A 14,271-nucleotide genomic window follows, 5' to 3' on the forward strand; every position below is an offset into this window, starting at 1 on the left:
TTTTTTATAAGGAGACATAGATGGCAATTGCACTGGTCACCGGCGCCAGCCGCGGTATTGGTAAAGCCACCGCGCTGCAGCTGGCGCGCGAAGGCTACACCGTGGCGGTGAACTATCACCACAACATTAAAGCCGCGACGGATGTGATCACGATGATTACCGACGCGGGGGGCACCGCTTTTGCCGTGCGTGCAGATATCAGTGATGAAGCTCAGGTGCTGGCAATGTTCGACAGTATCGATCGTGAAGCCGGACCGCTTACCGCACTGGTGAACAACGCCGGGATCCTGTTTGAACAATCCACGATTGAACACCTCTCCGCTGAACGGATCAACCGCGTGTTAGCCACGAACGTGACCGGTTATTTCCTCTGCTGCCGCGAAGCGGTAAAACGCATGTCGTTCAGACATGGTGGCAAAGGCGGCGCGATCGTGAACGTGTCATCCGCGGCATCGCGCCTCGGTGCTCCGGGTGAATATGTGGATTACGCCGCGTCCAAAGGTGCTGTCGATTCGTTGACGACGGGATTATCGCTGGAAGTGGCAGCGCAAGGGATCCGCGTAAACTGCGTGCGTCCCGGGCTGATTTACACCGAGATTCATGCATCTGGCGGTGAGCCGGGCCGGGTGGATAGGGTCAAATCCATGCTGCCTATGCAGCGTGGCGGTCAGCCGGAAGAGGTGGCGCAGGCGATTGTCTGGCTGCTGAGCGAGAAAGCCTCGTATGTGACGGGAAGTTTTATTGAACTGGCGGGTGGGAAATAAACATCTCCTCTCCCCATCGGGGAGAAGAGAAAAGCGTTAAAGCGTCTCGCCGTTGCTGGCAATCACGTCTTTATACCAGTTAAAGCTCTTTTTCCGCGAGCGTGACATATCGCCGGTACCGTCGTCGTGCTTGTTCACATAGATAAAGCCGTAGCGCTTGCTGTATTGGCCGGTAGTGAACGACACGCAGTCGATGCAGCCCCACGGGGTATAACCCATCAGATCCACACCATCATACGTGACGGCTTTCATCATCTCTTCCACGTGCGCACGCAGGTAGTCGATGCGGTAGTCATCATTGATGCTGCCGTCTTCTTCTACTTTGTCGTAGGCGCCAAAGCCGTTTTCCACGATAAACAGCGGTTTCTGGTAACGCTCGTACAGTTCGCACAGGGAATAGCGCAGACCCACCGGGTCAATCTGCCAGCCCCAGTCAGAGGCTTTCACATGCGGGTTCGGTACGCTGCCTTCAAAGCCTGAGATAGCATCGCCAGTACCGCCTTCCGCTTTCACGGCGTTGGTCATGTAATAGCTGAAGCCCAGATAGTCACAGGTGCCTTCACGCAGGATCTCCTCGTCACCCGCTTCCATATGGATGGTGAAGCCACGGCGTTCCCATTCATTAAGCACATAGGATGGGTAGTAACCGCGCAGCTGGACATCGGTAAAGACATAGCGTTCACGCATGGATTCCTGTGCAAACATCACGTCCTCTGGTTTACAGGAGAACGGGTAGAGCGCCACCATTGCCAGCATACAACCGACTTTCATTTCCGGGTTAATGCGACGCGCCGCTTTCACCGCCAGCGCGCTGGCAACGAACTGGTGGTGCAGCACCTGGTACATGGTCTCTTCCGGATTGTCATGCTCGGTATAAACCACGCCTGAGCAGCAGTAGCCAAACAGCGGCGCACGCCAGTTACGCTGGTTGTTGATCTCGTTAAAGGTCATCCAGTATTTGACCTTATTTTTGTAGCGCTCAAACACCACTTCCGCGAAGCGCACAAAGAAATCCACCACTTTACGGTTGGTCCAGCCGCCGTACTCCTGCACCAGGTGGAGCGGCATTTCGAAGTGGGAGAGGGTAATGACCGGTTCAATATTGTATTTCAGCAGCTCATCGAACATGTCGTCGTAGAACTTCAGGCCTTCTTCATTCGGCTGTGTTTCATCCCCTTTCGGGAAGATGCGCGTCCAGGCGATAGAGGTGCGGAAGCATTTAAAGCCCATCTCAGCAAACAGCTTGATGTCTTCTTTGTAATGGCCATGGAAGTCGATAGCTTCGTGGTTCGGATAGTATTTCCCCGGCACGACTTCCTGCGTGATTTCGCGCGGCACGCCGTGCGCACCGCCCGTTAAGACATCGCAGATGCTCGGCCCTTTACCGCCTTTGTTCCAGCCGCCTTCAACCTGGTGAGCGGCCACTGCGCCGCCCCATAAAAAGTCTTTTGGTAGGGTAAGTTTTTTCATCGCTGCTATTCTCAGTAAATGACATATTGCGTTCGAGTCTAGCAAAGCGGAATTAAATGTCACGATATAACAATTCGCTGAAAATGTAATTTGTCACATCGAAAAAACAGGGTGTTTTATTCTGTCAGTTTCTTCGCCAGTTTCCGGCCAAGCGATTCGAGAATATAGATGACGGGTATTTGTGTGGTGATATCGTACACGCCGCCTATCCGCATCTGAGGGACATGCCAGGAGAGGTTAAAGTCCGCGAGCTTTGCCAGGCGCGAGTGCTCGTGGCTGGTAATGGAGAGCACTTTGCAGCGATGCAGGCTAAACTGGCTGGCAAAGCGCAGGATCTCTTCGGTTTCACCGGATACCGACAGCACAATCGCCAGCGCGTTTTTAGCCATATCATTGGTGACCGGGAAATAAGGATCGTCGATGTGGTTGCTGAATTTACCGATATTCGAAAAGAAGCGTGCGCCATATTTTGCCAGCGAGCCAGACGTGCCCGCACCGACAAATATAATACGTTCGGAGGATAAAATAATATCGACCGCCTCATCTAATAAAGCATCGAACTCTTCGTTATTAACGCCTTTAAAGAAGCTGATAATTTCACTGGCACCAAAATTTGCCTGCTGAGGTTCGTTCTGCTCTAAATAGAGCTTAAAGCGCACGCGGAATTCGGAGTAGCCTTCGCAGTTGAGTTTGCGGCAAAAGCGCAGGATAGTGGTCGTTGAGACGCCGGCCGCATCCGCCAGCTCGCGGATGGTCATGTACATGACTTTGTCACGATTTTTAATGACATAGTTGTAGACCATCATTTCCAGATTATTGAGACTGGCAATGGCGGCGTGGGTGAACATACTCACAATGGCGAAACTCTCATTCAGACATCATTTATCCATCATAACATGCAGCAAGTCGGCAGGATCCAATTTTATGCCCTTGATTCTTAATGATTAAATTTTAATGTGAACAAATGTTAGGTGAATAATTTGTTTATGTTCATGATTTATAGATAAAAATTATGTTTGTGAAATTATTTTAGCTAACAGGTGTTCACTGGAATCATTCTCAGTTAGCATAGGCAGGTGATGAATATTCATCGTTAGTTTTCCCGGAGTTTTGTATGGTGAGCAGACCATTAATTGCACAGGGATATTCGCTGGCTGAGGAAATAGCCAACAGTATTAGCCACGGTATTGGCCTGGTTTTTGGGATTGTCGGTTTAGTGTTATTGCTGGTGCAGGCGGTGGATACGAATGCCAGCGCAATGGCCATTACCAGCTACAGTCTGTATGGCGGGAGTATGATCCTGCTGTTCCTAGCGTCGACGCTGTACCACGCTATCCCGCATCAACGGGCCAAGATCTGGCTCAAGAAATTCGACCACTGCGCTATCTATCTTCTTATTGCAGGGACCTACACGCCTTTCCTGCTGGTGGGTCTTAACTCGCCGCTGTCGCGTGGCCTGATGATTGTTATCTGGAGCCTGGCGCTGCTGGGGATCCTGTTTAAGCTGACCATTGCGCACCGGTTTAAGGTGCTGTCGCTGGTGACCTATCTCACGATGGGCTGGCTTTCGCTGATTGTGGTTTATCAACTGGCGATCAAGCTGGCGGTAGGGGGCGTGACGCTTCTGGCCGTTGGGGGCATCGTCTACTCGCTGGGCGTCATTTTCTATGTCTGCAAGCGTATCCCGTACAATCATGCTATCTGGCATGGGTTTGTGCTGGGCGGTAGCGTGTGCCACTTTTTAGCGATTTATCTCTATGTGGGACATGTTTAATTTCAGGACGTTGATCTTCTTGCCTCCGCCCTCTCTTCGTGAGAGTAAGCAAAAAAAAACGGTAACCGTCAGGTTACCGTTTTTTTATCTCGTCGCCGGGCAATGACGCCTTACTCTTCCAGCGAATACGGCAGTGGCTCAATGCTCAGTGTATTGGCATCGTCACGCACGCGGAACACGCTGTCGGCTTCCATATCGTTGTTCATGACGGCCTGAACCAGAAGGCGGCCATCATCCAGTTGAACTGCGGCTAACACCGTGCCGGTACGGCGCCAGTTCTCGCCCATCTTCAGCTCTAAATCTTCACCAGCGTCAGGCACGCGGCTGGCGTGGCCCGCCAGGGTCCACAGTGCGCGTTTGTTGGCTCCGCGGAATTTGGCGCGTGCCACCATCTCCTGGCCGGTATAGCACCCTTTCTTAAAGCTAATGCCACCCAGCGCCTGCAGGTTGGTGGCCTGAGGAATGAACTGCCCGCTGTTTGCGGCGTCAATCACCGGCAGCCCGGCTTCAATGTTCAGCGCCAGCCACTGTTGGCTGTTATTAAACTGGGCTTCACCGCGCAGCGCCTCGGTGACGCGTTCGGCGGTCGCGGTATCCGTGACTAACAGAAAGCGTTCCGCCGGGTGTTCAAACCACAGGATAGACGTTGCGCCTTCGCTGACGACCTGTTTCTGGGCATCCGGGAGTTCACTGAACAGATTTTTCAGCGCCGCACGGGCCTGGAAGCCTGCCACGCCCAGCAGAACGTGTTCATCATCCGCGGCGATAGTGACTTTTGAGAAGACCGCGTATTTTTTCAGCTCGGTGAGCTGCGCGTCCCGCAGGCTGCGGCGCTCAATAAAGGCAAAACCCTCCTGGCGACGGAACAGGCGCAGGTTGCTCCACATCTTCCCTTTTGGATCGCAGTGTGCGGCCAGCAGATGCTGGTGTTCGTCCATCTGGCTGACGTCGGCGGTTACCTGGCCCTGCAGGTATTTTTCGCTGTCTGCACCGGTGAGTGTCGCCAGCGCCCAGTCATCAAGAGTAATAAGCGTCAGCGGCAGACGCGCAGAGGCGGCGGGCTGGCGAGGAGAAAATGGTGTAAAGGCCATAACGATATCCTGAATTGCTTAACGCTTTGATAATGCCTAATGGTAAAAGAGCCTGCTGGCATTGCAAGCGCTTTCAACAGGCCATTTGTGCCATAACCCGGTTATGCGTAGCGCCACGCAAAATAGTGTAATCCGCTGTCTTTATAGGGTTTATTGTGGAAGCGCGCTCGTGGTTCGCAATATTCCAGTAAAGAAACGGTCAAAAACACGTTACACTAGCTGGTGTCCCCGCAGAGAAATCAAGAACACTGGACGGGGTGCCGACTGTGCCAAACGTAATGCAGGAAACAGAACATGGATATTAACAACAAGGCCCGTATTCACTGGGCGTGCCGTCGCGGCATGCGTGAACTTGATATTTCCATCATGCCTTTCTTCGAATATGAGTATGACAGCTTAAGCGATGATGATAAGCGTCTGTTTGTTCGCCTGCTTGAGTCTGACGATCCTGATTTATTTAACTGGCTGATGAATCACGGCAAACCCGCCGACACCGAGTTGCAACGGATGGTGCAATTAATTCAAACACGGAATCAGGAACGTGGTCCTGTGGCAATCTGACCTTCGCGTCTCGTGGCGCTCGCAGTGGATGTCGTTGTTGCTCCACGGCCTGGTCGCGGCCTTTGTGTTACTGATGCCGTGGCCGCTTAGCTATACGCCTCTGTGGCTGCTGTTGCTGTCGTTTGTGGTGTTTGACAGCGTGCGCAGCCAGCGCCGCATTCATGCCCGTCAGGGGGAGATCAAATTACTGATGGATTCCCGCCTGCGCTGGCAGGGAAAAGAGTGGGAAATTCTCGGTATGCCCTGGATGATCGCTTCCGGCATGATGCTGCGGCTACGTAGCGTGGACAGCGGGCGTCGCCAGCATCTGTGGCTGGCCGCGGACAGTATGGATAGCGCTGAGTGGCGAGACCTGCGTCGGATGTTATTACAGCAGCTGACGCAGGAGTAATTCGCGTTAGCTGAACTGTTCTGCCATTTCGCCCAGAATCTGCTCACACCAGCTTTGCAGGCGCTCATCGCTGAGATCGTACTGGTTGGTTTCATCCAGTGCCAGCCCGACAAACAGCTGCCCATCGGCAATAATCGGTTTCTTACTGGTGAACTCGTACCCTTCGGTTGGCCAGTAACCGATAAACGTGACGCCCTTCGGTGCCAGTTTGTCGTGCAGCATGCCGAGTGCGTCCAGGAACCACTCACCGTAACCCAGCTGATCTCCCATGCCGTACATGGCAATGATTTTGCCGTCGAGGTTAAGCGTATCAAGCTGGTCCCAGATGGCTTCCCAGTCTTCCTGTATTTCGCCGAAATCCCAGGTCGGGATGCCGAGGATCAGCACGTCGTACTGCTCCATCAGCGTAAGCGCGTCATCTTTCAGGTTATGCAACGTCACCAGTTCCGGGCCAATGATGTCCCGAATTTTCTCTGCCGCCATTTCGGTGTAGCAGGTGCTGGAACCATAGAACAGACCAATATTCATCGCGTGACTATCTCAATTCTTGCTTTGACTTTGTGCGTAGTGTACCAGAAACCGGTAGCAATCAGGCATAATGGCCTGACTGCAGAATCAAAGGGGCTGATGTGGAAAAGGATCTCGCACTCATCGAACAGTTTCTCGATGCACTGTGGCTGGAGAAGAACCTGGCCGAGAATACGCTCAGTGCCTACCGGCGCGATCTCACCATGCTGGTGGAGTGGCTGGCGCACCGCGGGCTGTCGCTGGCGAACGCACAAAGCGACGACCTGCAGGCGCTGCTGGGCGAGCGGATGGAAGGGGGCTACAAGGCCACCAGTTCCGCACGTTTGCTCAGCGCAATGCGTCGGCTGTTCCAGCACCTCAACCGTGAGAAAATTCGCGAAGACGATCCCAGCGCGCTCCTGGCCTCCCCGAAACTCCCGCAGCGGCTGCCGAAAGATCTCAGCGAAGCACAAGTTGAGAGATTATTACAGTCACCCGCAGTTGACCTGCCGCTGGAGTTACGCGATAAAGCCATGCTTGAGCTATTGTATGCTACCGGTTTGCGTGTTTCTGAACTGGTCGGCCTGACGATGAGCGACATTAGCCTTCGTCAGGGCGTGGTTCGCGTAATCGGTAAAGGAAACAAGGAAAGGCTGGTGCCGCTGGGTGAAGAGGCGGTGTACTGGCTGGAAACGTATCTGGAGCACGGTCGTCCATGGTTGCTTAATGGCGCTTCAATCGACGTCTTGTTCCCCAGCCAGCGCGCACAACAGATGACGCGGCAAACGTTCTGGCATCGCATCAAACATTACGCCACACTGGCGGGTATCGACAGTGAAAAGCTTTCGCCACACGTTTTGCGTCATGCCTTTGCGACGCATCTGCTGAACCACGGCGCCGATCTGCGCGTGGTGCAGATGCTGCTGGGACACAGCGATCTTTCCACGACCCAAATTTATACCCATGTCGCGACGGAACGGCTGCGGCAGCTACACCAACAGCACCACCCACGAGCGTGAGTGCCGACGAATTAGGATCTTATATGAAAAAGTCTTTCGCGCTGTTCACCCTGCTGGCAGCCTCATTTACCGGTTTTGCCCATGCGGATGACGCCGCTATCAAACAGTCTCTGGCGAAGCTTGGCGTCACCAGCAGTGATATCCAGTCTGCACCGGTTGCCGGCATGAAAACGGTTCTGACGAACAGCGGCGTGCTGTACGTGACCGAAGACGGAAAACACATTATTCAGGGGCCAATGTACGACGTGAGCGGTGCACAGCCGGTCAACGTAACCAACCAGCTGCTGATGAAAAACCTGAACGCGCTCGAAAAAGAGATGATCGTTTATAAAGCGGCGCAGGAAAAACACGTCATTACCGTCTTCACCGACATCACCTGTGGCTACTGCCATAAGCTGCATGAAGAGATGAAAGATTACAACGCGCTGGGGATCACCGTGCGTTATCTGGCCTTCCCGCGCGCGGGCGTTGAGAGCAAGCCAGAGCAGGATATGAAAGCTATCTGGTGTGCGAAAGACCGCAACAAAGCCTTTGATGACGCGATGAATGGCAAAGGCGTGCAGCCTGCATCCTGCGACATTGATATCGCTAACCACTACGCGCTGGGTGTGCAGTTTGGCGTGAACGGTACGCCAGCGATTGTCCTGAGCAACGGCTATGTTGTTCCGGGTTATCAGGGACCTAAAGAGATGAAAGAGTTCCTCGACGCGCACCAGAAACAGTTTGGTGGTAAATAATTCGCGTGAAAGCCCCAATAAAACTGCGCCGCCGCGAGGCGGTTGAACATGCTGATTTGCCAGACGACCTCCCGCCGCTGCTAAAGCGGCTATACGCCAGCCGTGGCGTGCGTACCGCCGCCGATCTTGAGCGCAGCGTTAAAGGGATGTTGCCATGGCAGCAGTTAAACGGCATCGAAAAAGCCACAGAAATACTCTACAACGCGCTGTGTGAAGGTACGCGCATTGTGGTGGTGGGGGATTTTGATGCTGATGGCGCAACCAGTACCGCGCTGAGCGTGCTGAGCCTGCGCGCGCTGGGCTGCGACAACGTGACATATCTGGTGCCGAACCGGTTTGAAGATGGTTACGGCCTCAGCCCGGAAGTGGTCGATCAGGCCCATGCCCGCGGTGCACAGCTGATCCTGACCGTAGACAACGGGATCTCTTCCCATGCGGGCGTCGATCATGCGCATCAGCTGGGGATCCCGGTGCTGGTTACCGATCACCACCTGCCGGGTGAAACGCTGCCTGCCGCGGAAGCGATCATCAACCCGAACCTGCGCGACTGCGATTTCCCGTCGAAATCACTCGCAGGCGTCGGCGTGGCATTTTATCTGATGCTGGCGTTACGCACGCTGCTGCGTGATAAGGGCTGGTTCGACGCCCGCGGTATTGCCGTGCCGAACCTGGCCGAGTATCTCGACCTGGTCGCACTGGGGACCGTCGCAGACGTGGTGCCGCTCGATACCAATAACCGTATTCTGACCTGGCAGGGCTTAAGCCGCATCCGGGCGGGCAAATGCCGTCCCGGTATCAAAGCGCTGCTTGAGATTGCTAACCGCGATCCGCTCAAGCTGGCGGCAAGCGATCTGGGCTTCGCCCTGGGGCCTCGTCTGAACGCGGCCGGCAGACTGGACGACATGTCCGTTGGCGTCGCGTTGCTGCTGTGCGACAACATTGGTGAAGCGCGCGTGCTGGCTAATGAGCTGGACGCCCTGAACCAGACCCGTAAAGAAATTGAACAGGGAATGCAGGTTGAAGCGCTGACCCTGTGCGAAAAACTGGAACGCAGCGGCGATACGCTGCCGGGCGGCCTGGCGATGTATCACCCTGAGTGGCATCAGGGCGTGGTGGGCATTCTGGCTTCGCGTATTAAAGAGCGTTTCCACCGCCCGGTCATTGCGTTTGCACCGGCTGGTGATGGCACCCTCAAAGGCTCCGGGCGTTCGATTCAGGGGCTGCACATGCGCGATGCGCTGGAGCGTCTGGATACCCTCTACCCGGGTTTGATGCTCAAGTTCGGCGGCCATGCCATGGCGGCAGGTTTGTCGCTGGAAGAGGCGAAGTTCGACGAGTTCCAGCGTCTGTTCGGCGAGCTGGTCACCGACTGGATTGACCCGGCCCTGCTGCAGGGCGAAGTGGTTTCCGACGGCGAACTCACGCCGGTTGAGATGACGATGGAAGTGGCACAGATGCTCCGGGATGCAGGGCCGTGGGGGCAGATGTTCCCGGAACCCCTGTTCGATGGCCGCTTCCGTCTGCTGCAACAGCGCATTGTTGGTGAGCGCCATCTGAAAGTGATGGTCGAGCCTGTAGGCGGTGGCCCGCTGCTGGACGGTATTGCCTTTAACGTCGATACCGCTGTCTGGCCGGACAACGGCGTGCGCGAAGTTGAGCTGGCTTACAAACTGGATATAAACGAGTTCCGCGGTAACCGCACCCTTCAGATCATCATCGACAATATCTGGCCAATTTAGCGGCAGTAATCTCTATAAAAAAGGGCGTGGATTCGGTACAATCCCGCTCTTATCACCGCATTTTGACAAGTCCATAAAAGAAAACAGACCATGTTTGAAATTAATCCGGTAAAAAACCGTATTCAGGACCTCACGGAGCGCTCTGACGTTCTTAGGGGGTATCTTTGACTACGATGCCAAGAAAGAGCGTCTTGAAGAAGTAAACGCCGAGCTGGAACAGCCGGACGTCTGGAACGAACCTGAACGCGCGCAGGCGCTGGGTAAAGAGCGTTCCTCTCTCGAAGCTATCGTAGATACGCTGGATCAAATGGCTCAGGGGCTGGAAGATGTTTCCGGTTTACTGGAGCTGGCCGTCGAAGCTGACGACGAAGAAACCTTTAACGAAGCCGTGGCTGAACTCGACGTGCTCGAAGAGAAGCTGGCACAGCTTGAATTCCGTCGCATGTTCTCCGGTGAATACGATAACGCTGACTGCTATCTCGATATTCAGGCAGGTTCTGGCGGTACCGAAGCCCAGGACTGGGCCAGCATGCTGATGCGCATGTATCTGCGCTGGGCGGAAGCCCGCGGCTTCAAAACCGAAATCATCGAAGAGTCTGAAGGTGAAGTGGCCGGTATTAAATCTGTCACCATCAAGATTATTGGCGATTACGCCTACGGCTGGCTGCGTACCGAGACGGGGGTTCACCGCCTGGTGCGTAAGAGCCCGTTCGACTCCGGCGGCCGTCGTCACACCTCCTTCAGCTCCGCGTTTGTCTATCCGGAAGTTGACGAAGATATCGATATCGACATCAACCCGGCGGATCTGCGTATCGACGTTTACCGCGCATCCGGCGCGGGTGGTCAGCACGTTAACCGTACGGAATCTGCGGTGCGTATCACCCACATTCCAACCGGGCTGGTGACGCAATGCCAGAACGACCGCTCCCAGCATAAGAACAAAGACCAGGCCATGAAGCAGATGAAAGCGAAGCTTTATGAGCTGGAGATGCAGAAGAAAAATGCTGAGAAACAGGCGATGGAAGATAACAAATCTGACATCGGTTGGGGCAGCCAGATCCGTTCTTACGTCCTTGATGACTCCCGCATCAAAGACCTGCGTACCGGGGTTGAAACCCGTAACACGCAGGCGGTGCTGGACGGCAGCCTGGACCAATTTATCGAAGCAAGTTTGAAAGCAGGGTTATGAGGAACCAACATGTCTGAACAACAAGCACAGGGCGCTGACGCGGTAGTCGATCTTAATAACGAACTGAAAACCCGCCGCGAGAAGCTGGCAGCACTGCGCGAGCAGGGCGTGCCGTTCCCGAACGATTTTCGTCGTGACCATACCTCAGACCAACTGCACGCTGACTTCGACGGTAAAGAGAACGAAGAGCTGGAAGCGCTGAACATTGAAGTGGCCGTTGCTGGCCGCATGATGACCCGTCGTATCATGGGTAAAGCCTCCTTCGTGACGCTGCAGGACGTTGGCGGCCGTATTCAGCTGTACGTCTCCCGTGACGACCTGCCGGAAGGCATCTACAACGAGCAGTTCAAGAAGTGGGACCTGGGCGATATCCTGGGGGCGAAAGGTAAGCTGTTCAAAACCAAGACCGGTGAGCTGTCTATCCACTGCACCGAACTGCGTCTGCTGACCAAAGCCCTGCGCCCGCTGCCGGACAAATTCCATGGCCTGCAGGATCAGGAAGCGCGCTACCGTCAGCGTTACCTGGATCTCATCTCCAACGATGAATCCCGTAAGACCTTCAAGATTCGCTCTCAGATCATGGCCGGTATCCGCCAGTTCATGGTTAACCGCGACTTTATGGAAGTGGAAACCCCAATGATGCAGGTGATCCCGGGCGGTGCGTCTGCACGTCCGTTCATCACCCATCACAACGCCCTCGATCTGGACATGTACCTGCGTATCGCGCCGGAACTGTACCTGAAGCGTCTGGTCGTCGGTGGTTTTGACCGCGTGTTCGAAATCAACCGTAACTTCCGTAATGAAGGCATCTCCGTGCGTCATAACCCAGAGTTCACCATGATGGAACTCTATATGGCGTATGCGGATTATAAAGATTTGATCGAGCTGACCGAATCACTGTTCCGTACCCTGGCGCAGGACATTCTGGGCACCACTAAAGTGCCTTACGGTGAAGAAGTCTTCGACTTCGGCAAGCCGTTTGAAAAACTGACCATGCGCGAAGCGATCATGAAATACCGTCCAGAAACCAACATGGCCGATCTGGATAACTTCGACTCTGCGAAAGCGATCGCGGAAAGCATCGGTATCAAAGTTGAGAAGAGCTGGGGTCTGGGCCGTATCGTGACCGAGATCTTCGAAGAAGTGGCCGAAGCGCACCTGATTCAGCCGACCTTCATCACCGAATACCCGGCAGAAGTTTCTCCGCTGGCACGTCGTAATGATGTGAACCCGGAAATCACTGACCGCTTTGAGTTCTTCATCGGTGGCCGCGAAATCGGCAACGGCTTTAGCGAGCTGAACGATGCAGAAGATCAGGCTCAGCGCTTCCAGGATCAGGTTAACGCGAAAGCGGCGGGCGATGACGAAGCGATGTTCTTCGACGAAGACTATGTGACTGCGCTGGAGCACGGTCTGCCACCAACCGCAGGTCTGGGGATTGGTATCGACCGTATGGTTATGCTGTTCACTAACAGCCACACCATCCGTGATGTGATCCTGTTCCCGGCGATGCGCCCGGTGAAGTAAGCCGTTAAGACAGTAAAAAAAGCCCCGAAAGGGGCTTTTTTATTGCGCCGCGAAGGCCCTGAGCGCGTCGCGGGCGACCGTCGCTTCCTGCACCATCCACGGGCTAAAGCTCCAGGGGGCAGCGTCCAGTGCGCGGAACAACGCTTCCAGTTCGACCCATTCATACTCCATCACTTCATCGTGATTAATATGCAGTTCGCTGGTGACGCGTGCTGCGAATACCGGGCAAATCTCATTCTCCACGATCCCCGAAGGATCGGCTTCACGGTAACGGAATTCAGCGGCGATGGGGGTGATATTGGCGATCTCCGCGCCAACCTCAAAGCGGCAACGGCGGATGATAGCCTGTTCCGTCTTTTCACCAGACTGAGGATGTCCACAAACGGAGTTGGTCCAGACCCCTGGCCAGGCTTTTTTGCTTAAGGCGCGTCGGGTAACCAGACACTCACCTCTGGCGTTAAAAAGCCACGATGAGAAAGCCAGGTGCAGCGGGGTGTGGGCGGTGTGCGCGGCGTACTTTTCCTGAGTGCCAATCACCATTCCCTGGTCATTTACCAAAATAACGTGTTCTTGAATACTCATTGATGCTCCAGTGCCAACGATGCGGATGGCTCAGCACCATCAGCAGCTGCATTATACTGCATTCCTCCATGCGCCGTTTGCTCTCAAGAGCGGAAAAGGGCTGACCCATATCAGTCTGGGCTGGTATCATAGTGCGCCATTCACGCTGACCGAGGATCTGTTTTGTTTGCAGGAAGCCTGACGAGAAATCCCATTACCGCCGTTTTTTGTCTGACGCTGACGCTATTACTGGCAGGCTGTTCAGGAAGCAAGTCGTCGGATATGGGCAGCTATTCCGGTGCGGTCTATACCGTTAAGCGCGGGGATACGCTGTATCGGATTTCGCGCGCAACGGGGACCAGCGTGAAGGATCTGGCGCGTCTGAATAACATCTCTCCACCCTACACCATCGAGGTGGGGCAGAAACTGAAGGTTAACGGTGGCGCGTCTTCAACGAAGAAATCCTCTAAAGGTAAAACAGCTAAAGTGACGCCGTCTTACGCGGTGCCGCAGTCCTCATGGCCTCCGGTCGGCCAGCGTTGTTGGGTCTGGCCTGCCAGCGGCAAAGTCGTGTCGCCTTACTCCTTGTCTGAGGGGGGCAATAAAGGCATTGATATCGCTGCTGCGCGCGGCACGCCAGTCTATGCATCAGGGGCAGGGAAGGTGGTCTACGTCGGCAACCAGCTGCGCGGTTACGGTAACCTGATCATGATTAAACATGGGGAAGATTACATCACTGCCTATGCCCACAACGATACGATGCTGGTGAACAACGGGCAGAATGTGAAGGCTGGGCAGAAGATTGCCACCATGGGCAGTACTGGCACGGACTCGGTGAAGTTACACTTCCAGATCCGCTATCGCGCCACAGCCATCGATCCGCAGCGTTATCTTCCGGCGCCAGGCAGTAAGCCAAAGTGCTAAGTGATTATATAATCGCC

16 protein-coding genes are annotated in these 14,271 nt (G+C 54.6%); 11 read left to right on the plus strand and 5 right to left on the minus strand.

Going from position 1 to position 14,271, the window contains the following annotated elements:
• Window positions 1-20: 20 nt before the first annotated feature.
• Window positions 21-764, plus strand: a complete 744-nt coding sequence (locus QLG09_RS12375) for an SDR family oxidoreductase (protein WP_025203278.1) — start codon at window positions 21-23, stop codon at window positions 762-764.
• 36 nt (window positions 765-800) lie between these two features.
• Here QLG09_RS12375 and bglA read toward each other — a convergent pair whose 3' ends face one another.
• The gene (bglA, locus tag QLG09_RS12380; RefSeq protein ID WP_020883728.1) at window positions 801-2,234 is read right to left on the minus strand and encodes a 6-phospho-beta-glucosidase BglA; all 1,434 of its coding nucleotides are present in this window, start codon (window positions 2,232-2,234) and stop codon (window positions 801-803) included.
• Between the two features lie 116 nt (window positions 2,235-2,350).
• Window positions 2,351-3,082 carry a MurR/RpiR family transcriptional regulator gene (locus QLG09_RS12385; RefSeq protein WP_020883729.1) on the minus strand — a complete coding sequence of 244 codons (732 nt, stop codon included), beginning with the start codon at window positions 3,080-3,082 and terminating at the stop codon, window positions 2,351-2,353.
• A gap of 266 nt (window positions 3,083-3,348) precedes the next feature.
• Here QLG09_RS12385 and QLG09_RS12390 point away from each other — a divergent pair, with 266 nt between their 5' ends.
• Window positions 3,349-4,008, plus strand: coding sequence for a hemolysin III family protein (locus QLG09_RS12390; RefSeq protein ID WP_282488947.1), 660 nt, complete (start codon window positions 3,349-3,351; stop codon window positions 4,006-4,008).
• Window positions 4,009-4,118: 110 nt separating this feature from the next.
• Here QLG09_RS12390 and ygfZ read toward each other — a convergent pair whose 3' ends face one another.
• Window positions 4,119-5,099, minus strand: coding sequence for a tRNA-modifying protein YgfZ (ygfZ, locus tag QLG09_RS12395; protein ID WP_079231695.1), 981 nt, complete (start codon window positions 5,097-5,099; stop codon window positions 4,119-4,121).
• Window positions 5,100-5,393: 294 nt separating this feature from the next.
• Between ygfZ and sdhE the strand changes: the two genes are divergently transcribed.
• Entirely contained in the window at window positions 5,394-5,660 is a 267-nt protein-coding gene (gene sdhE, locus QLG09_RS12400) for an FAD assembly factor SdhE (RefSeq protein ID WP_003863437.1), read from the plus strand.
• Entirely contained in the window at window positions 5,641-6,051 is a 411-nt protein-coding gene (locus QLG09_RS12405; protein ID WP_014171514.1) for a protein YgfX, read from the plus strand. The genes sdhE and QLG09_RS12405 overlap by 20 nt, the downstream gene beginning before the upstream one ends.
• Before the next feature lie 6 nt (window positions 6,052-6,057).
• Here QLG09_RS12405 and fldB read toward each other — a convergent pair whose 3' ends face one another.
• Window positions 6,058-6,579 (minus strand): flavodoxin FldB, encoded by a 522-nt coding sequence (gene fldB / locus QLG09_RS12410; protein WP_014171513.1) that lies wholly within the window; start codon window positions 6,577-6,579, stop codon window positions 6,058-6,060.
• A gap of 101 nt (window positions 6,580-6,680) precedes the next feature.
• On the opposite strand from fldB, the gene xerD reads away from it, so the two are divergent.
• The 5 genes from xerD to lysS all read left to right on the plus strand — a co-directional run bounded on the left by xerD (window position 6,681) and on the right by lysS (window position 12,769).
• Window positions 6,681-7,577: a site-specific tyrosine recombinase XerD gene (xerD, locus tag QLG09_RS12415; protein ID WP_014171511.1), complete on the plus strand. Its 897-nt coding sequence runs from the start codon at window positions 6,681-6,683 to the stop codon at window positions 7,575-7,577.
• Between the two features lie 23 nt (window positions 7,578-7,600).
• The gene (gene dsbC / locus QLG09_RS12420) at window positions 7,601-8,314 is read left to right on the plus strand and encodes a bifunctional protein-disulfide isomerase/oxidoreductase DsbC (protein WP_020883731.1); all 714 of its coding nucleotides are present in this window, start codon (window positions 7,601-7,603) and stop codon (window positions 8,312-8,314) included.
• 5 nt (window positions 8,315-8,319) lie between these two features.
• Window positions 8,320-10,053, plus strand: coding sequence for a single-stranded-DNA-specific exonuclease RecJ (recJ, locus tag QLG09_RS12425; protein WP_044866092.1), 1,734 nt, complete (start codon window positions 8,320-8,322; stop codon window positions 10,051-10,053).
• A gap of 90 nt (window positions 10,054-10,143) precedes the next feature.
• Window positions 10,144-11,242 (plus strand): peptide chain release factor 2 gene (prfB, locus tag QLG09_RS12430; protein ID WP_104440355.1). Its coding sequence is split into 2 segments (ribosomal slippage): window positions 10,144-10,218 and window positions 10,220-11,242, totalling 1,098 coding nucleotides; the frame shifts between segments, so codons are not numbered across the junction.
• 9 nt (window positions 11,243-11,251) lie between these two features.
• Entirely contained in the window at window positions 11,252-12,769 is a 1,518-nt protein-coding gene (lysS, locus tag QLG09_RS12435) for a lysine--tRNA ligase (RefSeq protein ID WP_044866096.1), read from the plus strand.
• 39 nt (window positions 12,770-12,808) lie between these two features.
• Here the strand turns inward: lysS and idi are convergent, their stop codons facing one another.
• Window positions 12,809-13,351: an isopentenyl-diphosphate Delta-isomerase gene (gene idi, locus QLG09_RS12440; RefSeq protein ID WP_014171506.1), complete on the minus strand. Its 543-nt coding sequence runs from the start codon at window positions 13,349-13,351 to the stop codon at window positions 12,809-12,811.
• A gap of 25 nt (window positions 13,352-13,376) precedes the next feature.
• Between idi and QLG09_RS12445 the strand changes: the two genes are divergently transcribed.
• On the plus strand, window positions 13,377-13,532 hold the full coding sequence (locus tag QLG09_RS12445; RefSeq protein WP_153852832.1) for a hypothetical protein: 156 nt from the start codon (window positions 13,377-13,379) through the stop codon (window positions 13,530-13,532).
• Complete coding sequence (gene actS / locus QLG09_RS12450; RefSeq protein WP_049023373.1) at window positions 13,514-14,254, plus strand: amidase activator ActS; 741 nt, start codon at window positions 13,514-13,516, stop codon at window positions 14,252-14,254. Before QLG09_RS12445 ends, actS begins: the two co-directional genes overlap by 19 nt.
• Window positions 14,255-14,271: the final 17 nt, after the last annotated feature.

The organism is Enterobacter sp. V89_11, assembly GCF_029967775.1.
GTDB lineage: Bacteria > Pseudomonadota > Gammaproteobacteria > Enterobacterales > Enterobacteriaceae > Enterobacter > Enterobacter ludwigii.